This window comes from Pseudomonas sp. TWI628, assembly GCF_039673865.1.
GTDB lineage: Bacteria > Pseudomonadota > Gammaproteobacteria > Pseudomonadales > Pseudomonadaceae > Aquipseudomonas.
Genome location: NZ_JBDJMM010000002.1, coordinates 156,052 through 181,406, shown reverse-complemented (window position 1 = coordinate 181,406; position 25,355 = coordinate 156,052). Strand labels below are relative to the sequence as shown.

The 25,355-nt window shown below is 60.9% G+C and carries 27 protein-coding genes; 14 read left to right on the top strand and 13 right to left on the bottom strand.

Annotated elements, in window-relative coordinates; translation table 11 throughout:
• Nucleotides 1–12: 12 nt before the first annotated feature.
• The 5 genes from ABE528_RS02390 to ABE528_RS02370 form a co-directional block, all read right to left on the bottom strand.
• Nucleotides 13–210 carry a hypothetical protein gene (locus ABE528_RS02390; RefSeq protein WP_152957462.1) on the bottom strand — a complete coding sequence of 66 codons (198 nt, stop codon included), beginning with the start codon at nt 208–210 and terminating at the stop codon, nt 13–15.
• A 60-nt stretch (nt 211–270) separates the two neighbouring features.
• Nucleotides 271–450: a KGG domain-containing protein gene (locus ABE528_RS02385; protein WP_152957463.1), complete on the bottom strand. Its 180-nt coding sequence runs from the start codon at nt 448–450 to the stop codon at nt 271–273.
• A 114-nt stretch (nt 451–564) separates the two neighbouring features.
• On the bottom strand, nt 565–1,869 hold the full coding sequence (locus ABE528_RS02380) for an MFS transporter (RefSeq protein WP_346652056.1): 1,305 nt from the start codon (nt 1,867–1,869) through the stop codon (nt 565–567).
• A 4-nt stretch (nt 1,870–1,873) separates the two neighbouring features.
• Nucleotides 1,874–2,782 carry an aldo/keto reductase gene (locus ABE528_RS02375; protein WP_346652055.1) on the bottom strand — a complete coding sequence of 303 codons (909 nt, stop codon included), beginning with the start codon at nt 2,780–2,782 and terminating at the stop codon, nt 1,874–1,876.
• 88 nt (nt 2,783–2,870) lie between these two features.
• On the bottom strand, nt 2,871–3,752 hold the full coding sequence (locus ABE528_RS02370; RefSeq protein ID WP_152957465.1) for a Dyp-type peroxidase: 882 nt from the start codon (nt 3,750–3,752) through the stop codon (nt 2,871–2,873).
• Between the two features lie 192 nt (nt 3,753–3,944).
• On the opposite strand from ABE528_RS02370, the gene ABE528_RS02365 reads away from it, so the two are divergent.
• On the top strand, nt 3,945–4,832 hold the full coding sequence (locus ABE528_RS02365; protein WP_346652054.1) for a bile acid:sodium symporter family protein: 888 nt from the start codon (nt 3,945–3,947) through the stop codon (nt 4,830–4,832).
• Here ABE528_RS02365 and ABE528_RS02360 read toward each other — a convergent pair.
• Nucleotides 4,789–5,262, bottom strand: coding sequence for a beta-carotene hydroxylase (locus ABE528_RS02360; protein ID WP_346652053.1), 474 nt, complete (start codon nt 5,260–5,262; stop codon nt 4,789–4,791). The two genes, ABE528_RS02365 and ABE528_RS02360, sit on opposite strands and share 44 nt — an antisense overlap.
• Nucleotides 5,263–5,644: 382 nt before the next feature.
• On the opposite strand from ABE528_RS02360, the gene ABE528_RS02355 reads away from it, so the two are divergent.
• From ABE528_RS02355 to ABE528_RS02340, 4 genes are all read left to right on the top strand, one after another.
• Entirely contained in the window at nt 5,645–6,358 is a 714-nt protein-coding gene (locus tag ABE528_RS02355) for an MgtC/SapB family protein (protein WP_346652052.1), read from the top strand.
• A 32-nt stretch (nt 6,359–6,390) separates the two neighbouring features.
• A complete protein-coding gene (locus ABE528_RS02350) occupies nt 6,391–6,924 on the top strand; it encodes a GNAT family N-acetyltransferase (protein WP_346652051.1) in 534 nt (177 codons plus the stop codon).
• A 62-nt stretch (nt 6,925–6,986) separates the two neighbouring features.
• A complete protein-coding gene (locus ABE528_RS02345; RefSeq protein WP_346652050.1) occupies nt 6,987–7,487 on the top strand; it encodes a DUF4142 domain-containing protein in 501 nt (166 codons plus the stop codon).
• A gap of 24 nt (nt 7,488–7,511) precedes the next feature.
• The gene (locus ABE528_RS02340; RefSeq protein WP_152957471.1) at nt 7,512–7,763 is read left to right on the top strand and encodes a hypothetical protein; all 252 of its coding nucleotides are present in this window, start codon (nt 7,512–7,514) and stop codon (nt 7,761–7,763) included.
• A 47-nt stretch (nt 7,764–7,810) separates the two neighbouring features.
• On the opposite strand, the gene ABE528_RS02335 is transcribed toward ABE528_RS02340, so the two are convergent.
• The 5 genes from ABE528_RS02335 to vasI form a co-directional block, all read right to left on the bottom strand.
• A complete protein-coding gene (locus ABE528_RS02335; protein ID WP_346652049.1) occupies nt 7,811–7,981 on the bottom strand; it encodes a DUF6021 family protein in 171 nt (56 codons plus the stop codon).
• Nucleotides 7,982–8,037: 56 nt separating this feature from the next.
• The gene (locus tag ABE528_RS02330) at nt 8,038–9,021 is read right to left on the bottom strand and encodes a DNA-binding protein (protein ID WP_346652048.1); all 984 of its coding nucleotides are present in this window, start codon (nt 9,019–9,021) and stop codon (nt 8,038–8,040) included.
• Nucleotides 9,022–9,242: 221 nt separating this feature from the next.
• Nucleotides 9,243–12,812, bottom strand: a complete 3,570-nt coding sequence (gene tssM / locus ABE528_RS02325) for a type VI secretion system membrane subunit TssM (RefSeq protein ID WP_346652047.1) — start codon at nt 12,810–12,812, stop codon at nt 9,243–9,245.
• Nucleotides 12,809–14,275, bottom strand: coding sequence for a type VI secretion system protein TssA (tssA, locus tag ABE528_RS02320; protein ID WP_346652046.1), 1,467 nt, complete (start codon nt 14,273–14,275; stop codon nt 12,809–12,811). The genes tssM and tssA overlap by 4 nt, the downstream gene beginning before the upstream one ends.
• Entirely contained in the window at nt 14,263–14,895 is a 633-nt protein-coding gene (gene vasI, locus ABE528_RS02315; protein ID WP_346652045.1) for a type VI secretion system-associated protein VasI, read from the bottom strand. The genes tssA and vasI overlap by 13 nt, the downstream gene beginning before the upstream one ends.
• Before the next feature lie 304 nt (nt 14,896–15,199).
• Between vasI and tssB the strand changes: the two genes are divergently transcribed.
• The 9 genes from tssB to ABE528_RS02270 all read left to right on the top strand — a co-directional run bounded on the left by tssB (nt 15,200) and on the right by ABE528_RS02270 (nt 23,726).
• Nucleotides 15,200–15,703 (top strand): type VI secretion system contractile sheath small subunit, encoded by a 504-nt coding sequence (gene tssB, locus ABE528_RS02310; protein WP_346652044.1) that lies wholly within the window; start codon nt 15,200–15,202, stop codon nt 15,701–15,703.
• 16 nt (nt 15,704–15,719) lie between these two features.
• Nucleotides 15,720–17,210: a type VI secretion system contractile sheath large subunit gene (gene tssC / locus ABE528_RS02305; RefSeq protein ID WP_346652109.1), complete on the top strand. Its 1,491-nt coding sequence runs from the start codon at nt 15,720–15,722 to the stop codon at nt 17,208–17,210.
• On the top strand, nt 17,207–17,617 hold the full coding sequence (gene tssE / locus ABE528_RS02300) for a type VI secretion system baseplate subunit TssE (protein WP_346652043.1): 411 nt from the start codon (nt 17,207–17,209) through the stop codon (nt 17,615–17,617). The genes tssC and tssE overlap by 4 nt, the downstream gene beginning before the upstream one ends.
• A gap of 3 nt (nt 17,618–17,620) precedes the next feature.
• Nucleotides 17,621–19,387: a type VI secretion system baseplate subunit TssF gene (gene tssF, locus ABE528_RS02295; protein WP_346652042.1), complete on the top strand. Its 1,767-nt coding sequence runs from the start codon at nt 17,621–17,623 to the stop codon at nt 19,385–19,387.
• Nucleotides 19,351–20,367 (top strand): type VI secretion system baseplate subunit TssG, encoded by a 1,017-nt coding sequence (gene tssG, locus ABE528_RS02290; RefSeq protein WP_346652041.1) that lies wholly within the window; start codon nt 19,351–19,353, stop codon nt 20,365–20,367. Before tssF ends, tssG begins: the two co-directional genes overlap by 37 nt.
• Complete coding sequence (locus ABE528_RS02285) at nt 20,364–20,921, top strand: FHA domain-containing protein (RefSeq protein ID WP_346652040.1); 558 nt, start codon at nt 20,364–20,366, stop codon at nt 20,919–20,921. The genes tssG and ABE528_RS02285 overlap by 4 nt, the downstream gene beginning before the upstream one ends.
• A complete protein-coding gene (gene tssJ, locus ABE528_RS02280; RefSeq protein ID WP_346652039.1) occupies nt 20,918–21,712 on the top strand; it encodes a type VI secretion system lipoprotein TssJ in 795 nt (264 codons plus the stop codon). The genes ABE528_RS02285 and tssJ overlap by 4 nt, the downstream gene beginning before the upstream one ends.
• 53 nt (nt 21,713–21,765) lie before the next feature.
• The gene (tssK, locus tag ABE528_RS02275; protein ID WP_346652038.1) at nt 21,766–23,109 is read left to right on the top strand and encodes a type VI secretion system baseplate subunit TssK; all 1,344 of its coding nucleotides are present in this window, start codon (nt 21,766–21,768) and stop codon (nt 23,107–23,109) included.
• A 92-nt stretch (nt 23,110–23,201) separates the two neighbouring features.
• Nucleotides 23,202–23,726 (top strand): Hcp family type VI secretion system effector, encoded by a 525-nt coding sequence (locus ABE528_RS02270; RefSeq protein WP_346652037.1) that lies wholly within the window; start codon nt 23,202–23,204, stop codon nt 23,724–23,726.
• Between the two features lie 318 nt (nt 23,727–24,044).
• On the opposite strand, the gene tenA is transcribed toward ABE528_RS02270, so the two are convergent.
• Nucleotides 24,045–24,704 (bottom strand): thiaminase II, encoded by a 660-nt coding sequence (gene tenA / locus ABE528_RS02265; RefSeq protein WP_346652036.1) that lies wholly within the window; start codon nt 24,702–24,704, stop codon nt 24,045–24,047.
• A 2-nt stretch (nt 24,705–24,706) separates the two neighbouring features.
• The gene (locus tag ABE528_RS02260; RefSeq protein ID WP_346652035.1) at nt 24,707–25,354 is read right to left on the bottom strand and encodes a TenA family protein; all 648 of its coding nucleotides are present in this window, start codon (nt 25,352–25,354) and stop codon (nt 24,707–24,709) included.
• Nucleotide 25,355: the final 1 nt, after the last annotated feature.

Sequence of the window (25,355 nt, the reverse complement as noted above, 5' to 3'; positions counted from 1 at the left end):
TCCTCTTGCAGCTTACTGGCGCTGGTCTTCCTGCGGCATCGGTTGTGGGTCTGGCGCAGGCTGCGGTGCAGGCTTTTGCGCAGGTTGCTGCATCTGAACAGAAGGCTTGGTTGGATCGCTGTTCTTGCCCGGGTGATTGTTGTCGCGGTCGAAGCAGCCGCCGAGCAATACCAGGCTGCCCAACAAGGCGATCAAAGGTGTCACACGCATGGGAACCTCCCGTACCGGTGGAGCGCAGTGCCAAGTCGCCTTGGCACTGCGTTGGCTCACTTACGAACGGCCGCCCTTGCGGCTCGAATCGCTGCTGCTGCGGCCGCTACCACTACCGCTACCGGATTGCTGGCCGCCTTTGCGGCCGGCCTCGGAGGCCTTTTCCCGGTCGTTGGCGAAATTGCCTGGGTTCTTGTTGCCACCCTGGCTGCCCGTGCGGCTGTTATCTTTGTTGGCCATGGTCTCTAACCTCTTGTGGCTTTCGAAGTGTGAACGGCACTGCGCCGTACATAAGGTCGGAGTTCGGCGATATCGGGGGATTCGTTTTATTGCGAAGGGTTCGGACCGGTGGCGTTAAATAAGCGGCGGCGGTTTATTTGGTGCAACAGCCGTTTCCGCCTGGCGCTGTCGCCCTCCCAGCCAGGCGCCGGTAAACGCCCAGCCCACGGCCAGCGCGGTACCGATCAACATTGCCAGTTGCGGGTGATCGGCCAGCAGGTCCAGGCCGCGTTTGAGCCAGCCACTCAGGGCATCGCCACCGCGGTACACCACGGTGTCGAGGAAATTCTTGGCCTTGTATTTGTCTTCGGCTGGCAACACCGTGAACAACATCTCGCGGCCCGGCCGCACCAGCGCATACTCACCGGCCCGGCGCACCACCATTACCACCACGAACACGGCAAATACTGGCGCCAGGGCCAGCCACACGAAGCCGGCCGCCATCACCAGCGGTACCGCCACCAGCAACACCCCTACCCCCATGCGCCTGGCCAGCCGGCCGGTGAGAAAAACTTGAGTGAGGACCGCCAGCGCTTGCACCACGGTGTCGATCAGGCCGAACACCTGGGTCTGGCGGGTACGATCGGTGAAGGTTTCGCTGACGATGCGCGCCTGTTCGAAGTACAGGAAGGTGCTGACGCTGGCGAGCAGCAGCACGAACAAGGCAATGGCCAACAGATAACGGGAACCCAGTACGGCCGTCGCGCCGGCAAAGGGATTGCCGCCCAAGGGGCGCGATGTGGGTGGTTCATTCGCTGCAGGCAATGGGTTGCGATCGCGCCAGCGTTGCAATACGACGCAGGCGATCACGCTGCCCAACAAAAACAGTGCGGCCAGCAGCACCAGCCCGGCGTGTCCCAGCGGTGCCACCAGCAGCGTGCCCAGAATCGGCCCGCTCAAGCCTCCCAGGCTGGCCCCGGCGGCGAGCAGGCCGAACAGGCGCTTGCCTTGCTCGCTGGAGAACAGGTCGGTGAGCACGCTCCAGGCCAACGAAATGGTCAGCAGGTTGAACACGGACAGCCAGACGTAGAACGCCCGGGCGTTCCACAAGTCCTCTGGATTCACGGCAAACAGCGCAGCGAACAGCAACAGGTTGCTGGCGAAGAAACCATAGGTCCAGGGCAGGATGTGTCGGCGACGTACCTTTGAGGCCAGCCAGCCGAACAATGGCAGGCAGGCCAGGGTGGCGATGAAGGTACCGGTGAACAGCCACTGCAGGTTCTCGACGCCACCCGCCACACCCATGGTTTCGCGCACCGGGCGCAGCATGAAATAGCCGGTGAACAGCAGGTAGAACAGCAACAGCCCGGCGAGTACTGCCGGGGCCTCGCCGGGCTGGATATTCAGCCCTTGGCCCAAGCGCTTGCGCCAGTTGCCCACGGCCTCAGGTGAACTGCTCGATCAGCGCCTGCTGTTGCGCTTGGTTGAGCAAAGGCTCATGCCCTGCCTTGAGCTGGTCCAGCTGGCGCTCCGGGCGCCCGGTCGCGGGGATGACCGTGGTCACCGCCGGATGGCTGATGGCAAACTTGAGAAACAGCTGCGCCCAGCTGCTGATACCGGCCTCGGCGGCCCACGTGGGCAAGGCCTGGTCCTTGACCCTGGCAAACAAACGACCGTCGTCGAAAGCACGGTTGATCAGCACGGCGACGCCCTTGTCCTGGCACAACGGCAACAGCTCGCGTGCCGCTTGTGGGGCATTCACCGAGTAGTTGATCTGGATAAAGTCCAGCGGTTCGCTGCGCACGATGCGCGCCACGTCTTCGTGGCCGCTGTTCAGGTAATGGGTAATGCCGACGTAGCGGGTCTTGCCCTGCTGCTTGAGCTCACGGGCATAGGGCAGTTGCGTCTGCCAGTCGCGCAGGTTGTGAATCTGCAGCAGGTCGACCTTGTCGGTACGCAGGCTCTTGATAGTGCCGGCCCATTGCGCTTCGGCATCGGCCCGGCTGTCGGCGGCGATCTTGGTGGCGATGAAACATTGCCGGTGCCAGCCGCCCTCCTCCAGCAGCTGGCCGAGAATGCGGTCGGCGCCACCGTAATTGGGCGAAGTGTCGATGACCTTGGCGCCACTCTCGAAAAACGCCTTGAGCACCCTCTTGAGCTGCTGATACTCGGCGGAGCCGGCCTCGACCTCAAAACTGCCGGATGTACCGGCGCCGATCACCGGCAAGGCCTCCCCAGAGGCCGGGACCTTGCGCGTCAGCAAGCCACCGGAGTTGGCGGCCTGCAGCCAGGGGCTAGCGGCTACAAGGCCTAAAGCCGCACCAGCGCGTAGTACATCGCGACGCTTGTACATGGCAAAGCTCCCGTCATAAGTCGGAAACTTCAAGGCTAGCCGCTATACCCTGCGCTGGCGGGTGATTCTGTATCTGGATGTTTTGTAATCAGGCCTGCAGCAGCACGCTCAGGTCCACACCCGCCTCGGCCATCGGTGGGCACCAGTAGTAGCCACCGGTCAGCGGCCGGCTGAAGCGGTACAGGCCATCGATGATGCCGTCTTCCAGGCCGCTCATGCGCCGCAGTTGCACCTCAAAGGCATCCAGGCTGTGGCCCAGGGCGACGAACGCCAGGCCTGCACCACGGCTGTCGGCCCAGGCGACCGAGCGGCGCACCATGAAGGCCTCTGGCTCGAAGCTTTCCTGGGCGGTGCGCTTGACGTGGGCCGATTCCGGCGCGTCGTCGAGTTCTTCGTTGTCGCTCAGACGGCGGCCGATGATGTTGTCCTGGTCGGCCTGGGGCAGTGACTTGAAGTACTCCAGGTCATGCTTCCACAGCTGGAAGGCAGCGAAGCTGGAACCGGCCAGGCCCGGCTGCTCGCCGGCAACAATGGCGGCGTCCACAGCCTCTTGGTCTACCGGGTTCTCGGTGCCGTCCTGGTAACCGGTCAGGTCGTGGCCACCGCGGTGGAGGAAGCCATCGACGCTGTCAGCCAGGCGCAGTGCCGGGGCCAGTGCCTGCTCCAGTGCCTGGGCCTGGAGCAGCAGGTCGCCACGCTCGTTGCCACGCAGCCACAGCCATAGGGCATGCTGGGTGCTCGGGTTTTCCACGGCGGCATCGAGCTGCGGGAAGGCGCGCAGGCCGGGAACGTCACGACCAAGGGCTTTCACCAAGGGGGCACCGATGCCAAGGATCAGCTTCTGCCCATCCACCTGCGGCAGCAATACATCCAGTACGCCAGGCAGCGCCTCGGGCGACTGCAGGGCGAAGAACAGGTGACGGGCGTGGGCCGGCACAGGGGTGGCAAGCAGACCTTGCTGGAACGGCATGACGGGCTAATCCTCGGCAAAAGCGGCATGCTACTGCGCCGGGGCGCCTATCGCAACGCGGCATGCAGACGCTGTGCGGCAAGGGTTGCCGGGAATCCGGTAACAAACGGTTACCAAGTACTGGCGCATTGCGATTAGCTAGCCCATAAGGCCGGCCTAGACTGCCTGGATCCTTTGCCCGAGTGCCTGCCCATGACCGCCTCACCGCTGCTGACTGCGTTCCTCCCTCTGGCGCTGGGCATCATCATGCTCGGTCTCGGCTTGTCACTGACACTGGCCGATTTCGCCCGCGTGGTGAAATACCCGAAACCGGTGGTGGTCGGCCTGTGTTGCCAGATCCTGCTGTTACCGCTGGTGTGCTTCCTGATCGCCAATGGCTTTGGCCTGGAGTCGGCGCTGGCGGTCGGGCTGATGCTGCTGGCGGCGTCCCCGGGCGGCACCACCGCCAACCTGTTCAGCCACCTGGCCCACGGTGATGTAGCGCTGAATATCACCCTGACAGCGGTCAATTCGTTGATCGCCATCCTGACCATGCCGCTGCTGGTGAACCTTTCGCTGGCCTGGTTCATGGCATCGGACCAGGCGATTCCACTGCAATTTGCCAAGGTCATGCAGGTGTTTGCCATCGTCCTGCTGCCGGTGGCCCTGGGCATGCTGATCCGCCATTGGGCACCACGCTTTGCCGCCCGCATGGAAAAACCGATGAAACTGGTGGCGGCGCTGTTCCTGGCCTTCATCATCATCCTGGCCTTGGCCAAGGACTGGCAGACCGTCGTCGAATATGCCCCGGTGGTGGGGCTGGCTGCCTTGCTGTTCAACCTGATCAGCCTGACGCTCGGCTACTGGGTACCACGCCTGCTGAGCATCCCCAAGCGCCAGGCCATCGCCATCGGCATGGAAATCGGCATCCATAACGGCACCCTGGCCATCGCCCTGGCGCTGAGCCCATCGCTGCTGAACAACCCCACCATGGCCGTGCCGGCGGCGCTGTACAGCCTGATCATGTTCTTCACGGCAGGAGGGTTCGGCTGGTGGGTCAGCCGCGGTCGCGTGGCAACCGCGCCTGCAACTGGCGCTTGAGCACCTTCAGCGGTGGCGCGTAGAAGAAGCCGAACGAGACGCTGCCCGTACGCCCCTTCACGGCGTGGTGCAGCTGATGAGCGCTGTGCAGGCGCTTGAGGTAACGGTTGACTGGCCGCGGCTGGCGCGGCCAGTGCCGGTGAAACAAGCCGTCGTGGGCCAGCACATACAGCACCCCATACCCGGCCACGCCAGCCCCCACCCAGTGCAATGGCGCATGGCCAGCCTTGCCCAGGGCGACCAGCGCCGTGGCGATCAGGCCCAGCGCCACCAGGTACAGGTCGTTGGTTTCCAGCATGCCCAGCTGCGGCTCATGGTGCGAGCGGTGCAGCCACCAGCCGCAGCCATGCATGATGTACTTGTGAGCCAGTGTGCCGACACCTTCCATGGCCACCAGGGTGCCGAGCAGCACGGTGAGATTGAACAGCATGTAACGGTCCGGGGTATGGCAGAGAATGGCGCAAGCGTACCGATTACCCAGGTTTATTTCCATGCAGGCGTGACCGGCTGTAGGGCATTTCCGGATGAATCCCTTGTCATGTTTTTGCCCTTGACCCTCTGTGGCTGGCGGCGTAAGGTCCGCGGCGCAATTTCGCATCCCTGAACAGGAGTCCTGCTTTGGACAGTAGCCCCAGTCGCTTGCGACAGGCCCACACGGCGAGCTAGTCCGGCAGCTTCCTGCCACTGTCTCGCCATTGGCCAGGCGGTGGAATTCTCCAGCCTTTGAAGGCTTTCCCCTCTTTCCTTTCGTGGTCCTGCGCATTTTCTGGTTATTCAACCGTGCGGGCGTGTGCCCGTGGAAGAGGTTTGCTATGGATTGGAAAGTCTTTCTGCTGCGCGTCAGCATTGCCCTGCTGCTCGGTGCCCTGATCGGTGCCGAGCGTCAACTGCGTCAGCGCCTGACCGGGCTGCGCACCAACGCGCTGGTCAGCACCGGTGCCTGCCTGTTCGTGCTGATGACCCAGACGGTGCCTGGCATGGCGCCCAACGATGCCTCGCGGGTGGCCGCTTACGTGGTCTCCGGCATTGGGTTTCTGGGTGGTGGGGTCATCATGCGCGACGGCTTCAACGTGCGCGGCCTGAACACCGCCGCCACGCTCTGGTGCACCGCCGCGGTCGGTGTGTTGTGCAGCCTCGGGCTGTTGCTTGAAGCAACACTTGGCAGCCTGATGGTGCTGTGTGCCAACATCCTGCTGCGTGAAATCGCCCAGCGCCTCGACCGCCAGGAGGTGCTGCCAGCCAGTGAGGTCGAACAACGTTTCGAGGTGCGCATCGTCTGCCGCGCCGAAGATGAGATCCAGGTGCGTAGCCTGATGCTGCACAGCCTGGGCGACCCACAGTTGCGCCTGCAATCGCTGCACAGTGAAGACCTGGCCAACCCGGCCCGCCTGGAAGTGCGCGCAGAACTGCTCGGCAACCCACAGGCACCGGCGCAACTGGAGCGGCTGGTAGGCCGGGTGAGCCTGGAAAAGGGCGTCAGCTCGGTGCGCTGGCAGTTGCAGCCACAGGTACTGGCGGCGGATTAATCGATACTATGCCTGCCCATGGAGGACTTTCAATGCGCGTGCGCCCCGCCCTGCTCCCAGACATCGCCCAACTGATTGCCGTCGAGCAATCAGCCGCACAGGCGTTCTTGCGGCTGCCCGAACTGGCCTGGCTGGCAAGTGCCGAGGGGCTGGACGAAAAGGCGCACAAGGCCTTCATTGACGACCATGGCAGCTGGTTGGCCGAGGATGATCAAGGGCAGGCCCTGGGCTTTGTGTGCCTGAGCCTGGAAGGCCAGGCGCTGCATGTGCACGAGCTTTCTGTACGGATGCAGTCGCAGGGGCAAGGTATCGGCAGGCAGTTGCTGGACCAGGCGTGTGCCGTGGCGCGGCATCGGGGTGCCCTGGAGCTGACATTGACCACTTTTGCGCAAGTGGCCTGGAATGGCCCCTTTTATGCGCGATACGGGTTCGAGGTGCTTGATGAACAGCACCTCGGAGCAAGGTTGCAGGGCATTCTGGCAACAGAGCGCGCGCATGGCTTATCAGGGCGGTGTGCAATGCGCCTGGCGCTGGTCGCCCGGTGCCAAGAAAAACTAAACCTTTGACAACAAGCCCGGCTCAACCGTACGCGACACTGAGGTCGCGCCAACGTTACAAGGAGTCAGGCATGAGTAATCTGTTCATCAAACGCGCTGGGTTGTCGCTGGTTCTGGGCATGGCATCGCTACAGGCGGTGGCCGCCACGTCGGATGATTTCGTCGAAGCCGCCACCGAGTCGGGCATCGCCGAGACTGTCACCGGTAACCTGGCCTTGGAAAAAAGCCAGAACGCCGAGATCAAGACCTTTGCCCAGCAAATGGTCACCGACCACACCAAGGCCAACCAGAAACTCGGCGACATTGCCCGCAAGCTGGACATCAGCGTGCCCAATGAAGCAGCGCTGACCGACAAGGTGAAGAAAATGATCCTCGAATGGCGTGACGAGTCGTTCGACAAGTCCTACGTCAACAACCAGGTCGAGGCCCACGAAAAGGCTGTGGAGCTGTTCAAGAAAGAAGCGGCCTCCTCCGACAAGCCTGAACTCAAAGCCTTTGCCAGCGAAACCTTGCCAACGCTCGAACACCACCTGGAACAGGCCAAGGCACTCCAGGCCACCCACGGCAAGTGACCGCTCCACCACAGGAGGCCATTCATGAGTAACGATGCATTGCGAAGCGAAATCCTGACCCGCCTGTTGCACGCCCACCCGCAAGGGTTGGGCAAGGAGCTGCTGGATAACTATCGCGGCGAGAAAGCCGTTGCTGGCATGCTCAAGACCCTGCAGGAGCATGGCCTGATCCAGGATGGCGCCGTGGCGATCGACGATGACCATCAGATCAGCGTGAGCTATCCGATCAAGCTGTCATCGGCAGGCGTCGAGGCAGCCAAGCAAGTGGAGGGTTGATACCCTGCCGCCCCATCGCCGGGGAATCGGCGATGGGGCGGGTCAAGTTAGCGCTTGTGGTCTGATTTTTCCACGTCCCTTGGCGGCTTGGCCGGCCCTTGTGGGTCAACCTGCGGGTCGTCCAGGTCGGGTGAGTCAGGGTCGAAACCGAGGTCTTCTTCCCGGTTTGCGTGGTCTGAGGAATGCGGGCCCTGTGGATGTTGCTCGGTCTTGTTCATGATGCGCTCTCCCGGGAATGTCTACGGAAGAACACAGAAGCCTCAGGAAGTTTGATTCAATTGCTCACCATCAGCTGCGCCCGGCATGCCTGAAGTGCATCGTCGCGTTTCAATAGTTCATCCTGCAGATGTTGCAACTGCCTGCCCTGCTCGGCGCAAAGCCCACGCTGGGCTTCCAGGCTTTGCGTCTGCGCTTGCAGCTGCCGACGCATCTCATCGCTGGCGCCTTGGGCCTGCGCGAGGATTGTCCGCAAGCCTTGGATCTGCGCGTCGCGCTGCTCGAGCAGCTCGTCCTTGACCTTGCATTCACTGTTGGCCTGGCGGTGCTCGCCGAGCATCCTTTCGTTGTCGCGGTGCAGGCGGGTCAGTTCGTCCTGCTTGACGATCATGCCTTGCTGCAACTGGCGCAGCTCAACTTGCAACTGCTGGGTCTGCGCTTCGTGACGGCGTTGTTCCTGCTCGCGCTGTTCGCGGCTGGCGCTGCGGTAATGCTCCAGCGCTTCACGGGCGTGGCGGTGCTTGTCCTCCAGCGAGCGTACCTGCTCTTCCTTGTCGGCCAGGCGCACCTGCAATTCGCCCAGCGACTGGTTGAGGCTGGCGCTGCGCAACTGCTCGGCCTGCAGGGTGTTCTGTGCGGTGACCAGGCGCTCTGATTCGGCAGCCAGCGCCGCGGCCTGGATCTGTTGTTGCTGGTGAGCGGCTGCCAGTGCCTGCTGGGCCAGCTGTAACTGCGCCTCAAGCTGTTGATGCTGCTCGTTGAACGCGGCTTCGGCCTGCTCGATGCGGGCGTCCCCTTCCTCCTGCACCTGCGCGGCCAATTGCGCTACCAGCCGGGTCAGCGAGTCGCTGAGCGCCGCCTGGCCTTGCAGGGCCGCAGGCTTGTGCCCTTCGAGTTCTTTCAGGTAACGATGAATAGTGGTCTTCGAGCCTGTATTGCCCAACTCGATACGTACTGCATCGATGCTGGGGTACTCACCCCGGGCGATCAGCACCTGCCGCGCCTGCTGCACTACCGCCTTGTTGATACCACCCCGGGCCATGTTTGCTCCTACGATTTCGTAACATGATACGTACTATGTAATTACGTAGGGATTTTGTTCCTCTTCTGGCAAAGTTTCAAGTTAAACCTAAGGCTTAATAATCACGGCTTATCGCATGTGATGGATGAAAAGCGTGGTTTCCAGTTGCTGTCCGAAGAGGTCAGTACGAGGAACGGGGGCTGACCAGCCCTGACACTCGGCGCTGGATTTCTGGCACCTGCTCAGCCGGGGTTCTGCAGCAGGCCACGTGGCAACTTGAAACCTTTGAAGGGTTGCTGGGTTATGGGATTGAAAGCCTTCTCAGCATTCAGCCGATAGCGCATCACGCCATCACCTGTTGTGAAGCTCAGGTCGACGCTGGTTGGCGTGCGTCCGTTCAATGCGCCACGGCTCAGCAAACGGAACATCGACCATGGACCACGATATTCCAGGCTACTGCTGTTGCCGCTGCGCCTGAGCAGCGTCAGGTTGCTGCGCACCTGAGCACCCAGGGTATTGGGCCAGACGATACCGATGATCTGACTCGGGCCATGGGTGTAGGAGATCAACTGGCCATCCAGATCCAGAAGGCTGGTGCGTTGATTTGCACTGAGCCCTAACGGCTCGATACTGAACTGCACACTCAGGTTGCCGCGCTGATCGAAGAAGGTTTCGCGGATGCGATCTGCCAGCGCCAGCTGTTCGATCACATCGCTACGGATCAACGACTGCCCCTGCTGGCCAGCTTGCAGGGCTTCGAGGTTGTCCTTCAAGAACACCTTCAGGTACTGATCATTGAACTGTTGCAGACGCCCCTTTGGCCCGAAGAACGCCTCGAAGTCTTCCAGAGAAGCATCGGGTGCCCGCACGACGAAGGGGTAGCGCCCTGCCAGGCGCTGCTGGAAGAAACTGTACACCTCGGCATCCCAGCGCCGTTCAAGCTCGCGAAGGGCTTCAACGTTCAACACCTGCGCCGTTTGATCGGCGACTTTCCTGACCTGATGGTTGATCGGCTCCGGCAAACCGGTGGCCACCCGCTGCAGGGTTCCGATCGGGTCATGCCCCGTCATCGAAAAGCGCTGATGCACCGCCCGTAGCGCCGCGTTGCCTCGGTCGGGGCTGTTCTGCACCGCCTTGGCATAGTCGTGCACGGCCGCGATGGCGCCAAGGGTTTCATCGTAGTAGCTGGGTTTCTCACCCGTTGCCTGCAGCATGGCGCTCAGCCCTGCGAACGCCCGCTGGATTGCCCAGGCCTGCTGCTGTTCCGGCTTGTTGCTTGTCGGTCGCAGCGTTTCTGCCGCCCCTGGCACCTCAACACCCATGGGTGATGAAAGCGAAGTGTTATCCCTTACCGTATCCAATAGCCGGTGCAGGGGCGCCGCTGGCCCGGTCAACTGCTGAAGGATTGAAACCCCATGATCCAGGTCGCGAAAGTCAACCACCGAGAAGGCGTTCAAAGCACGCCGCCAACTGTCGATATAGTCGGCGCTGTACACGTTACGCAGCCGCTCGCTCAACGCTTCCCGGTCGCTAACCGAGTAATCGAGCTGGCCACGTTCTCCCAGTGCCCACTGGTCGATCATCGCCATTTCTGCAAACCGTTGACTGCGTGGTTCGAAGTACTCCCTGAACCCTTTGGTGGTAAGCATGGGTGCTAACAAGACATCATCGCCCTTCCTGGAGCCGCTAGACGCCTGATACACCACATCGAAGGCCGGCCCCACCTGATGACGCAGGTCCAGGCCCGTATGCAATTGTTCCCCGGCCTGCTGTTTGAGGCTTGCATAAACCCGCTCAGGCAGTGGTACCTTGCGCAAGACCTGCTGCACCTCGGCGATTCGCTGGCGGTACTGTGGCAAATCGGCATCGGCATAGGCCAAGGCATACTTCAGGTGCCGCATGAGGTCGCGTTGCAGCTGCCCCTGGCCCGGGAATGTTTGCTGCCACTGGCGGGCCATCCACTCCTCGACCCATTCGGGCCGGCGGTTCTGGCGGTCCTCCAGCATCCGGTAAACCCTGAGCGCAGCCATTTGCTGCTCACTGCCTGGCCGAGCCGCGTCCATGGCATCGATCACCCCACTGGCCAAGGCCGGCAGGAACCGTTTGGAAAGCAAGCTGAGGTAAGCCTCATCGACACGTGGACCAATGGCACGGCCCTGATACAGGCCCAGATCAGCAACACCCGGCCACGCGGCGCGATAGTCGCCAAACACCGACACGGCATCGCGGATCTGGTCTAGCGGCCCCAGCAGGTTGCGCCCGGTGGGGTCCAGTTGCTGGTCCACTTCCTGATGGCTGTATTCCCGGCTTTTGGCGAGTACGGTGGCAGCCTTGGCACCATTGATGTCGAAGTACCGTTGCCAACTGGCGATGGCGACGCAAATAGCCAGTGCGCCTACGCCAGAGCCTAGCCAGAACAACTGGCGTTTGCTGCGCGCCACTTTGATATTGTCCCCGGCGAGTCCGGTTTCCTGGTAGATGACACGCCTGAACGCGTGCTGGATGAAGTAGGTCTGCGCCTTGCCTTGGGCCTTGCCTTCAAGCAGTGGAGGCTTCGTCTTGTATGGCTGTGCCGCCTCACGAACAAAGGCGTTGAGCATGTCACCTTGCTGCACCACCGAGGACCAGTACACACCACGTACCAGGGCAGGCGTGGTGTAGCGGTCAGCTGCCAGTGTTTCTTTCAGGAAACCCAGCAGTATCGGGCGCAAGCCGATCAACTGGGCATGCAACGAGAACAGCCGCGCACGAAGGGGTGCACCGTCCAATGCATCAAGCCGCTCTAACACCTGCTCGAACAACTCGCTGATCAATCGATCGTAGTGTTGGCCATATTCTTCCAGCCAGGCGTCAAACGTACCGAGCGCATCCAGTTTGAACGTGAAGCCCAGCATCTTCTCCCGCGAGGCAGCGCAAAGCCCGGCGTAGAGTTGTTCGAAACCCTCCAGCAGATCGAACTTGGTCAGCATCACATACAGCGGCAGGCGCGAACCCAACTGACTACTCACCTCATGCAAGCGGGTACGCAAGACCTGCGCCAGTGCAACACGTTGCTCAGGTGTGCCATGCAATAAGGCAGGCAGGTCGACAATCAGCAACACGCCGTTCAGGGCTCTCTGGCTGCGGTTGCGCAGCAGCCAGTCCAGCAGGTGCTGCCACAACCTGGCCGGGGTATCGGCGGGTACTTGCGATGCGTCTGCTTCCTCGGCCGGCCCCAATTCTTGACTGATGAAGGCGCCCGGCGGATCGATGATCACTGCCTCGTTGCTGACCCACCAGCCTATCGGGTAAGCCAGTGTCTTAGCTTGTCGGCCTTGCCTCTGTACCTTGTCGTTACGGGTCAGAGAAAAACGCTGTTCGGTGCGGTCGATGAAGCTGGTTTTGCCGGCATGCTGGTCGCCCAACACCAGGTACCAAGGCAATCGGTACAACGCGCGTCGCCCGCCGGCATCGTCCAGAAATCGCGAGAGCCCCTGATCCAGCGCCTTCTCTTGTGCCTGAACGAACGGCAATGCGCGGTCAAGTTCGGTAGCCACTGCCTGCTTGCGTTCTGCCTGCAGGCGGGCATTACCCCTGCGCAAAGCAACGATCCAGCACAGCAGGGGTACCAGCACGAGCAGCAGACTTGCCAGGCCTCGATGGGCCATGCTGGCCAGCGGCTGCTGCTCACGCCACGTCCATTGCGGACCGAGCCACCAGATGGTGACCAGCATCAATGCAGCACCCAGCCCGAGTAGCAGCGGCATGGCCAGACCAATACGGGCCACCAAGGGTAAGCCCCAGTGTTTGAGGTGCTTCCATAGTTGATTCATCGTGACTTCCGTTCCTTGTTCCGATCGGTCTGCATTTGCGCGGTCGCATACCGCTGAAGACGTTGAAACACCTCAGGTTCCCAGGCGCTGGCGGTGGTTTCCTGCATCGTTCGGGCTACGCCTGCGCATAAATCCTGGGCCAGCCACGACACGCCCCGTGCGGCCAACAAGTCAGCGGCAATGATGGTGGTATGGCAGCGCTCACGCGGGGCACGGAAATCCGCTTGCATCCCCTGCAACCTGAGCAAAACGGTTTCTACGCTGCCGGCTTCCAGTTGGCTGACAAGTTCCGTGCGCAAGTTGGCAAACTCATGGGTCGCTGCTCCCTGATCGGGCGAGCCTTGTACCCCCTTGAGCCACGCCAGGCATTGATCATCGACAAACACCTTGCCGTCGCTGAAGCACAGTTTTTGCAATGCCGGCAGGCGCTGCACGAACCGTGCGGTCGCAGCACGAATGGCCTCCGCCACCTCGCCCATGGCCAGCCGCGTGGCGGCGGTTGCCGCCAGGAAGCTGCCGCGTATCCAGTAGGGGCAAGCCGTCACACTCTTTTCGATACGCAGGAGCAATGCCGAGTCAATCGATGTGCCCGCAATGGCATCTTCATAATCACCGGCAATATCCAGTGGCACGGCCATCAGCTCTGTGCGATCGCCTTGCTTGATTTGAGGCGCCGCCTGTATGTGAGCCCACAATCCGAACCGTCGTAACTGGTAACCGGTTGGCTCGTATGGGTCCTGCTGATTGATCAGCTCGGCCATGGCCAGCACGGCGCGGCGCGATTCACGCTGGTTGCCTAGCGACACCCGGGGCGTCGGTGCGGCAATGACTTCGGCCAGCGCCACAGGCTTGATGCTTGTCGCAGAAGCCTTTGACGTAGCCGGCCCGCCCACGCCGTTGGCAAGTTCCGTGTGCTTGCCTAGCAGGCGCTTCAGTTCGCTCAGGAGCGCTTCATCCAGCTGCGCGACATCCTGCTGCTGTTGCAGGCGGTGCAACGCATCCTGAGCTGCCGCTGCGTGAGCGGGGCTGCAAGTGAAGCGATCCAGGCGCGGCAGTGCTTCGATCAATCGGTTGAGCACCAGCCCCACCAGCTTGCGCTTGCCGAGGAAGCCTTTAGGGCCCGGTTTTGGATGAGCTGCTTCCCAGTAGCCTTCGACGATACCGCCCAGCAAAAGCAAGGTGTATCCCCAGCGTTCCCAACAACTGCTGCGCAACCACGCCACGCTCAGGTGCGCGACGATGCGCAAATGCTTGCACTGCTGGCCCAGGTACTGACGGGACGCTTCTTCGATGTAGGCCCAGTCGATGGTGGACGCCTGCAGCCCGCCGAGCTTGACCATTTCCTGGTCTATGGCCTGGTAGGTTTCGTCTTCCACATCGAACAGGCCGGCAGGTGCCTGTGCATCGATGGGGGCGAGCAGTCGGGCAATTTCCTGCGCGGTGACCTCTGCTACCAGCGACATGTCATGCGTGCCTCATCGATGAGCGGATCAAGTCCCTGAGCGTCAAAGATCAGCCCGTCGACAGCCGGGTTGTCACTCTCGACCTGAATGCGATGAGCCCCGATCAGTGGCTTGATCTGCTCGATGCCCGGCAAGCCTCTGCCGGCGTCCAGCACCTGACCGTTCTCCATCACCTGCCATGGCGTGGAGACGGTTGCACCACGCTCACCAATCAATTGCACCTCCACTCGGCCGGCGTGGATGGGGGCCGCAGTGATCAACTGCAATCTGGAGATGTTCTGCACACAGCTGATCACCAGGTAGGGATGTGGCGCGGCTGAAGCGATTGCAGGCGCAGAGATCATCAGCCCGTCCTCGGCAGACTTGAGACGAAAGGACAGGTCTTCTGGTAGCCGCCCCGCTTCATGGGCCATCACGCGCCGCAACGTGGGCGAATCCTGCTCCGGCGCAGACCATTGCATCGGCACAAGGTGCGCAGGTGTTCCGGCTGATTTATCGAAACAAGCCAGACGTTCGATGTTGGACACGATCCGCTGGCAATCCTGATCGGAATAGGCAGATATCGGTATACAGCCGACTATTAAAGAAAGACTTAACTTGTAGGATTTTTTATCAATCATCTTAAGAAAACTCCATACACATACCCCATTTAATCGGCAGGCATAGAAACGACCTTCAGGCACCTCTCAACCAGAACGGAACGAGCCTAGCTCATAAAAACAAAGTGCCACAAATAAATATTTCCATACATTTTTGCGCTCGACGAAACAACAGCACTGAAGGCATGGTTTTTAGCGGAGCTACAACAGTGCCGTTGTTTTGCGCATGTCTCATATCGATGCAAGGGAAACTTCCTACAAGCTAAGTTAAAACAGGAAGCCACTACCAGGAACAACAACCTACAAACCAAGGAGAGATTCTGCGATGTCAAATTCCACAGGATCGGTTGCACCTAAAGAACGCATCAACATCAAGTACGTACCCGCCACTGGCGATGAACAGGCCGAAGTAGAACTGCCGCACAAGATGTTGGTGCTGGGCGATTTCGGCCTGGATGACGCCCGGGCGCTAGAAGACCGTTCGGTCATGCGCATCGATAAACACAGTTTCAACAACGTCTTGAATGACGCCGATGTCAGCCTGGCCATGAGCGTCCCTTTCCTGCTCAGTACAGCCCCCGATGCGCAACTGGCGGTCAACCTGCAGTTCAAGTCGATCAATGATTTCGGGCCAGACCACATCGCCCGCCAAGTGCCGGAGTTGAACAAGCTGCTGGAACTGCGCGAAGCGCTGGTGGCTCTGAAAGGCCCGCTGGGCAATGTGCCTGCGTTCCGCAAGCAACTGCAGCACCTGCTGAACAACGAGCAGACGCGCAAACAACTCGCCAAAGAACTGGACCTGGTGCTTGAGGCACCAAAAGAACACTGAGACAACGGAGCGTCCCATGCCAAAGCCGACCAGCACCACTGTCACCGTTGAAACAACGGGCGAGACACTGAGCAGCGCTACCTTGCTTGACCAGATCATGGCGCAAACCAAACTGGTGCCCAGCCAAGAGGGCTATCAAGTTGCTCGCCAAGGCGTATCTGCTTTTATTGCCGAAATCCTGAAAAGCCATGACCCAGATCAACTAATCAACAAGCATCGCGTCGATCAGATGATTGCCGAACTGGATCGAGTGCTGAGCAGACAGATGGATGCCATTCTGCACCAGCCTGACTTCCAGCAACTTGAATCCGCTTGGCGCAGCCTTAAACTTCTGGTCGACCGTACGGATTTCCGCGAGAACATCAAGCTTGAAGTCTTGCATGTCAGCAAAGACGACTTGCTCGATGACTTCGAGAATGCAGCCGACATCACCTGCAGTGGCGTCTACAAACATGTTTACACGGCGGGTTATGGCCAATTTGGTGGTGAACCTGTTGCGGCCATGCTCGGCAACTACAACTTCGGCCCCTCTTCCGCCGATATAAAACTGCTGAGCTACATGGCCTGCGTCGGTGCCATGTCGCATGCACCATTCCTCGCTGCGCCCTCCCCTGAGTTCTTCAACCTGAGCAGCTTTGAAGAGCTGCCCAACCTGAAAGAGATCAAGGACATTTTCGCTGGCCCACGCCATGCCAAGTGGCGCGCCTTCCGCGAAAGCGAAGATGCCCGCCACACCGCGCTGACCGGGCCACGTTTCATGCTCCGCTCGGCTTATCACCCTCAGGATCAGGCGATCAACAGCTTCAATTACGAAGAGCACATCGATGGTAAGCACGAGAATTACCTGTGGGGCAGTTGCGCCTTCCTGCTCGCCAGCTGCATCAACGACAGTTTTGCCCGCTACCGCTGGTGCCCGAACATTATCGGCCCTCAGTCGGGTGGTGCCGTCGCAGACCTGCCGGTGCATCTGTACGAGTCCCTGGGCCAGCTGCAGGCCAAGATCCCGACCGAAGTACTGATTTCCGACCGCAAGGAGTTCGAGCTGGCCGAAGAGGGCTTCATCGCCTTGACCCTGCGCAAGGACAGCGACAACGCTGCATTCTTCTCGGCCAACTCGGTTCAGAAACCGAAGAACTTCCCCAAGACCCCGGAAGGGCTGCAGGCGCAGACCAACTACAAGCTTGGCACCCAGCTGCCCTACCTGTTCATCGTCAACCGGCTGGCGCACTACATCAAGGTGTTGCAGCGCGAGCAGATCGGTAGCTGGAAAGAGCGCAAGGACCTTGAGTCCGAACTTAACAAATGGATCAAGCAGTACGTCGCCGATCAGGAGAACCCCTCGGCCGATGTGCGCAGCCGTCGCCCATTGCGTGCTGCAAGGGTCGAGGTTTCCGACGTTGCCGGTGATCCGGGCTGGTACCAGGTTTCACTCACCGTGCGCCCGCACTTCAAATACATGGGGGCGAACTTCGAAATCTCCCTCGTCGGTCGGCTTGACAGCCAATGAGTGGATTTTTCGATCGCTTGGTGTTGGACCAGTTCGCAAACCGCAAGCCCTCCAGGCAAGAGAACGCTGCCCAGAAGTTTGCCGCCATCAAGCGACACCTGGAAACGCTGCTCAATGCTCGCCTGGGTTGCTCACAAAGCAGCCCTGAACTGGGCCTACGCGATTTCAACGGGCACGACGCGAGCAGTGGCGACCTGCTGAAGCAAGTGAGCACAGACATCCGCCGTACCCTTCAGCGCTTTGAACCGCGCGTCCACGTGCGTTCGCTCAAAGCCGTGCCCGATTGCCAAGCTCCGCTGGCGTTGCATTTCCGGCTTGACTGCCACGTGCAGGTCAACAACCACACGGAACGGCTGCAGCTGGAGCTGCTGGTCAACGGCCATAACCGCCACACCCGAGTGAGGTGACCCATGTCGCTCAAGGACCGATTCAGCGAAGAGTTGCGTTACCTCCATGAATTGGGCAACGACTTCGCCAATGACAACCCACAGCTTGCCCGACTGCTCGGCAAGGGTGGCAGCGACCCGGATGTCGAACGCCTGCTGGAAGCCTTCGCGTTCCTGACCGCGAAGTTGCGCCTGAAGCTGGAGGACGACCTCCCTGAACTGACGCACCCAATGCTGCAGTTGCTGTGGCCCAACTACCTGCGGCCCCTGCCAAGCGCCACCATCATCCAGTTCACGCCACGCAAGCAAGCACTCAGCCACTCCCAGCGTATCCCCAGGGCCTCACGGCTGTTCTCCAAACCGGTGGATGGGGTGCCCTGCGAATTTCGCACCTGCACGGCAGTGGACGTCCATCCGTTCGAGATCGACGCGGTGGGCGCAACCCAGACGCTCGACAGTTCGGTGATTCGAATCGACTTGCAAACCTTGGTCGAGCGGCCATTGAACACCCTGGGCTGCGCCAGCCTGGCCTTTCATCTGAGCGGTGACACCCAGACTGCCCGCACGCTGTACCTGTGGCTCGCTCAGTACCTCCGGCATGTCAGTGTGACGATCAATGGCGCGGTCCGCCGGCTGCCAGCCAGCAGCGTGGTGTTCCCAGGCTTCAGCCCCGACGAAGCTTTGCTGCCTTACCCGCAGAACGTCTTCGACGGCTATCGGATCCTGCAGGAGTACTTCGCATTTCCCCAGCGTTACCACTTCTTCAGCATGACGGGCCTGGAGAATATCTGGCCTGATCAAGGTACTCAGCATGTAGGGCTCGAATTTCACTTCACCCGCCAGTTGCCTGACTCGCTGCGTGTCGGCAAAGCAGACTTCAGCCTGTTTTGCACCCCGGCGGTAAACCTGTTCACGCACAGCGCCGAGCCTATCGACCTGTCCTCTCAGGCTGCTCAAGTGGAACTCACACCGAGCGGCACCGCGCGGCACGCCTACGAGATCTTCAGTGTCGACCAGGTCATCAGCACCCGCACGACAACAGACGGAAGTACCGGCGAGCATCTGCGCACTTTCCGCCCTTTCGAGTCGTTTGCCCATGAGATCGAGCATGTTCAAGGGCGCACGGCGTTGTACTACCGCTACAGCATCGAAGACTCATTGCGTGGCGATGGTGTCACGCACCGCATCGCATTTGTACGCGCAGACGCCAACGCTTACATCGGCAAACTGGAAACAGCGTCCATCGACCTGACCTGTACCAATCGCGACCTGCCGCTGGCGTTGACGGTCGATGACATCAATGTGATTTCCGAGGTCACACCGCCCCTGGCCACCTACACCAACATCTGTGCTCCCACCCGCCCCTGCCGGCCGGTACTGGACGGCCAGTTGCAATGGGCCCTGATCTCCAACATGTCGCTCAACTACCTGTCGCTGCTCTCGGCCGAACCGCTCAAAGCAGTCATCTGCGCGTATGACTTCGCGGCCTTGCATGACATTCAGCAGACACGCACCACCCGCAAGCGCCTCGATGGCATCCAGGATGTTCAGACACAACCTCTGGATTGGCTGATCAAGGGCCTGCCCATCCGCGGGCTGCGAACACGGCTGAAGCTGGATCAGGCTGCATTCCTCTGCGAGGGCGACCTGTACCTGTTCGGTTGCGTGCTCGCGCACTTCTTCGCCCTGTACGCCAGCATCAATTCCTTCCATCAACTGGAAGTGATCAACACCACCAACAACGAGCACTACACATGGCCCATCCAGACCGGCAAACAACCGCTGATCTAGCCGAAAAGCTGCTTGCCGAGGCGCACCAGTACAACTTCTTCCAGTTGCTGGAACGCCTGCACGGCTTGCACGGTGATGACCTGGAACCACGCTGGCCCGATCAGGCTACCCGGCTTCGCGTGCGGCTGGCCTGTGATCCGCGCCTGACCTTTCCGGTTTCCGACGTTTGCAGGGCCGAACGTATGCCCGGCGCAGCAGAGTGCTATCGCGTGTGCGCCACCTTCATGGGCTTGCACGGCACCGATTCGCCTTTGCCATCCTATTACCTTGAGCAGGTGGCATATGAACATGCACAGGGCATCGGTGTGCGGCCGGCGTTCTTCGACTTCTTCAATCACTACCTGCTCAGCCTGCTACACCGCATCTGGCGCAAGTACCGCTACTACATTCGCTTTCAGCCGGGTGCCAGCGATGGCTTCTCGCAGTACATCTTCGCCCTGCTCGGGTTGAATGACAGGCAGCTGCGCGGTGATACGGCATTACCCTGGAGCCGGCTGCTCAGTTTCGCCGGCGTCATCGCCAGTCGCAGCCGTGCGCCGGGCACCGTTGCCGGCATCATTGCCCACTGCTTCGACCTGAAGCGGGTGCACATCCGCGAGTTCGAAACCCGCTCGGTCCCCACCACGGCCAAGCAACGGGTCAGCCTGGGCCGCAGCAATGGCGGGCTGGGCAGCTCCTTCATGGTCGGCAGCCGCACGCGAACCCGCAGCAGCAAGTTCACCATCGTGATCAGCGAACTCGACCAGCAACAGTTGCGTGAGCTGTTGCCCAGCGGCATCAACTTCAATCGCGTGCGTGCACTGATCGACTTCCTGTTGCGTGATGGCCTGGCCTACGACCTTGAGCTGCGCCTGAAGCAGAACGCATTGTCGCCCTTCTGCCTGCACTCCAGCCAAGGCGCCTACCTGGGCTGGACCAGCTTTGTCGATGACCGCCATGGCCAGATCAGCCCCATCGTGCGTTTCCGGGGGCGCTCATGAACACATTGACCTTGAGCATCATCAACCTCGGCCAGTTGCAACTTGTAGACACTGCCCGGCACCTGTTCGATAGCACAGGCGGCACCATCGGCAGCGCGGGAGCCACCTGGCTGATCAATGACCGTGAACGCACGGTTGCGTCGATCCACTGCGAGATTCGCTGGATCGAGGGTAGCTTCTGCGTAATCGACCGCTGCCAGTGCACCTACCTCAATGACAGCCTCGACAGCTTGGGGCCGCACACCGCCAGGCGTCTGCGAGAGGGTGACCGACTGCGTATTGGCGCCTATCGGCTGCAGGTTCAACTTTCACGAGCCGATGTGCGCGCCCTGGCGGACCTGTTCAACCCTGGCCAGACAACCTTTGATCAATGGCTACTGGACAGTCCGGCCGCTACTTGGCAACCCGTTTCATCCACCAGCCAGTTTGTTGCTGAAATCTGCTCGGTCTTCGAACCGGGCATGGGCCCCGACCCCTTGGCGGCACTGGATGCAGTGTCGGGGCCTGCCCAAGCGCCCCACCTGGAACGCCTGATTGCAGGAGAACGCCCATGACGCGCCATTCTTTCGTGGCCAGTCTACTGACGGCGCTGATCGGGCTTTCGGGTTGCACGTCCCTGAGCAAAATTGGCCAAGTGATCATGGACCCCTCGTTGCCCGTCGGCCCAACCAAGGAACACCCCACCCAAGTGGCGTTCAGCATCAACGCCAGCCCCACGCTCAATAGCAACCCCAGCAGCGTCAAGGCTTCAGCTGAGCAGGAAAGCGCTCTCGAGCCCAGCCCCTATGCGGTCAACCTGAGCGCAGGTGACCCGTACCTGCTCACCGAAAAAGTCGGGACTTTGTTCGAATACCTCCAGCTACAGTTCCCGGCTATGTCGCCCGTCCCGATGCCAATGGACGATGGCGATGATCTGGCCCGCTCACCAATGGAGGAAAGCACCCCCGGCAGCTACGACGACCCGACCGTGGTGCTGAGCTTGCCGCGTAGCACCACGGTGGGCAGCGAACCGCTCGCTACACCCATGGCCATCAAGATCCTGCAACTGCGCGACGACTCTCTCCTGCACAACAGCGCATACGACCTGCTGGACGAGGACCCTGCCAAAGCGCTGCGCAGCACCTACATCCGCGATGACGATTACATGCTGCGGCCAGGCCAGTTCAAGTTCATTCCCTTTGCGCCCATCGAGGCCGAAACCCGTTTCGTTGCGGTAATCGCGAACTACCGGAACAAGGAAAACAGCGGCTGGAGTCAAGTGCTACGCATTCCGCCGCGCGGCCACCAGATCATCCTGTCGGTGTTGCTCAACGACACGCAGGTCCTGCTCAAGGAAGAAGACTGATGGCGCCTGTAAACCCTGACCTTCTCGCTTACTCACGCTGACACGGAGCGCTCATGAGTTCACGTAACCCCGTCCTGTGGCCTGAAGGCCTGTTCGTCAAACCGCAGCATTTCCAGCAAGCAGCCCGTGCCGCCGAAGCGGCCCTGCATCAACGACTCGGTAGCCTGAACGCAGCCTTTTATGGCTTCAGCGAACTGCAGTTGAACGACGAATACCTGAGCCTGGGCAAAATTGCCATCACCCGTGCGCGGGGCATCATGCCAGATGGCACGGTGTTCGATATCCCGGCAGACCTGCCACCACCCCCACCGCTGGAGATCAAGGACGACGGCGCCAGGGACAGCGAGATCTACCTGTGCCTGCCGCTGCGTACCGAAGGTGGCCGCGAGGTGAGCTGGCCCGACAATGCCGCCAACTTCCGTTACAGCGCCCAGGCCGAGGAAATCAAGGATACCCATAGCGCCGACGGTGACTTGGTCCAGGTCGACCTGGCAGTGCCCAACCTGCAGCTCAAACGCAAGGCCGACGACAGCAGCGCCTACACCCGCCTGGCCTTGGCACGTATTCTGGAGCGGCGCCCCGATGGCAGCCTGCAACTGGATGAAGGCTTCTATCCCACCAGTGTTTCGGTGCGAGCGGTACCGGCGCTGCAACGTTTTCTGGAGGAGATCACCAACACCCTGCGCGAACGCGCGCGCAACCTCGCCGCCCGTATCGGCGCCTCCGGGCAGTCCGGTATCGCCGACATCCGCGACTTCAACCTGCTGCAGGCCATGAATCGCTGGTGGCCGTGCTTCCAGCATCTGGCCAGGCAAGGCCAGACGCACCCTGAGCAGCTGTACCTGTGCATGAGCCAGGCCTGTGGCGAGTTCGTAACCTTCACCGACGAGACCCGCCTGCCACAGGAATACCCCGCCTATCACCACACTGCGTTGCGCACTTCGTTCAAGCCATTGGAAGACACCCTGCGCCAGGCGCTGAGCACGGTGCTGCAGCCCCGCGCCGTTTCGCTGCCGTTGAAGACACTGAAGTACGGAGTGATGACGACGACGCTGGACGACCGCCGCCTGATTGACCAAGCCGATTTCATCCTGGCAGTGCGGGCCAGCCTGCCACCACAAACGTTGCGCCAAATGTTCGTGCAAAAAGCCAAAGTCGTCTCGCTGGAGTCGCTGAGCGAGGCAGTGCCGCTGCAACTGCCAGGCATTCCATTGGTTCCGCTACCCGTGGCGCCTCGGGATCTGCCCTTCCACGCAGGCTTCACCTACTTCGAGCTGGACCGCCGCGACCCGAGCTGGGCGGGCATGAAGACGTCCAATGGCTTCGGTATTCATGTCGCAGGCGAGTTCCCTGGGCTTGAGCTGCAGTTCTGGGCGATCAGGAACTCAACGCATTGACGAGGCCTTTGCTTCGCTGACAAGCCCATCGTTCCGATGGCCACGCCACCCGGTGCGCGTGCTTAATCCACATGGACGCAGGAGAGACTGCCATGCCAACACCCGCTTACATCAAGATCACTGGTAAAACTCAAGGCAACATCACTGCAGGTGCATTCACCGCGGACTCCGTCGGCAACATTTACCGGGAAGGCCACGAAGATCAAATTCTCGTGCAGCAAGTCAATCATCGCATCACCGTGCCCACGGATCCTCAGAGCGGTCAGCCGGCTGGCGAGCGGGTGCATGGGCCGCTGATCTTCACGTGCACTCTGAACAAGGCGGTACCACTGTTGTACAGCGCGCTCTCCAGTGGAGAAATGCTGCCTGAAGTCGAGCTCTTCTGGTATCGGACCTCGGTCGACGGCGTTCTGGAGCACTTCTTCACGACCAAGCTGATCGACGCTGTAATCATTGATATCGATCTTGAATTGCCGCATGTGCAGGACAAGGACAACAGCGAGTTCACCCAAATCGTCAAAGTATCGATGGCCTACCGTGGCATTGAGTGGGTGCACATCACCGCAAGCACAGCAGGCGGGGACGACTGGCGCAAACCCAAAGAGACTGCAGTCTGATCTAGCGGTAGCGCAAGCGGGCGGGCCTAGCCAATCTGCCTTGCGTTACAGATTCCAGTCTCTGGTGGGAAAAGCTGAATTCGAAGTGGTGTCGTTGGAGCTCCGGAGCCCCCACGTTGGCTCCAACACATGCTCCGCATCCTCCGGGCTTTTGCAACATTCAACCATCGCATTTCCCTGCGCCGTCTGAACAAGGAAGAGGTCAACCTGATCGATCACTTCCGCACCCTGCCCGAGCGCGACCGGATCGCCGTGCGGTTCATGTGCACGGCGATTCACAAGACCTCAACAACCAGCCCGATTAAAGTCAAGCTGACCTCACTCCCCGCCATCCAGCCCCATCTGCCAGAAATCAGCCTCCAGCCGCGATGCCTGGCCAAAGACCTGTGCCAGGTCGACAAAGCGCTGCTCGGTCATGCTCCGCTCCGCCAATTCATCAAGGTGCTTGCGCGCCGCCGCTGCCACCCCTTGGTAAGCCTCCCCGGCGTATTCGCCGATCCACTCCCGGTAAGGGTGCCCGCTCAGGTCACCAATGCGCTCCGCCAGCGTGCGGCCAATCTCGGCATACCCAATCACGCACGGCGCCAACGCCACATGCAGTTCAAGCAAGTCACCGGCCGCGCCGCAGTCGAGCACGTAACGGGTGTAGGCCACAGTCGCCTGGTGCTCAGGCACAGCCTGGATATCGGCCTGCGACAACCCCCACCGCGCGCACAAGCGCAGGTGCAGTTCGGTCTCGTCGAGAATCGCCGCCAGGCCCGCCTGGGCAGCGCGGATGTCCGCCGGCAGGCGGCTCTTGTAAGCGGCCAGGGCCCAGGCGCGGGCGAACTGGATGAGGAACAGGTAATCCTGGATCAGGTACGTGCGGAAGGCTTCTTCCGACAGCGTGCCCTCGCCCATCTGCCGCACGAAGTCGTGATCGACATAGCTGTTCCACTGCCCGGCAGTAGCCGCCTTCAAACGCTCGAAAATATCCATGCTCACGCCTCCTCGCTGTAGACGGCGTCGAAGAAGGCAAGCTCCAGTTCAACGGTACGTGCGTAGAAATCACTGGCCAATGCGGCCTCCTGGGGGCCCACCCGGTCCAGTTCGGCCTTGAGGAAGGCCACGAAATCGCAGAACGCCGGGTTGTCGTGCAGGGTGATCCATTCGGCGTAGACGAAGTTGGCCGGCAATGGCTTGGGTGCCTTGAGGGCCCAGTCCAGGTACAGGCCTTCGGCAACATTCAGCACGGCCAGTGCGGCGGCGTAGGAACGGGTAGCTGCGGCCTCGCGCATGATGGCCTTGAACCCGGCTGTCGGTGCAGTGTCGGCGGGCTCGGTGCGCTGCGCCGGGCTGACATCGAGGGCCTCGAATGCACGCAGGAAATAGGTGTTCTCGTCGCTGGATATCATCCCGGCGAAGCGGCCGAAGCGCAGGCGGGCCTCAAAGGTGTCGGCGCTGGCGATGGCGGCACCGAGCAAGGTCAGGAAGCTGTCGAGAAAGCGGTGGTCCTGGACCAGGTAGCGGACCATGATCGGGTCGGCCACGCTGCCGGCACAGAGTTCGGTGACGAAACGGTGGCCGACGGCGGCCGACCAAGTCGGTTGGTTCTGGCGTTGCAGGGTTTCGCTAAAGCGTTCGGTCATG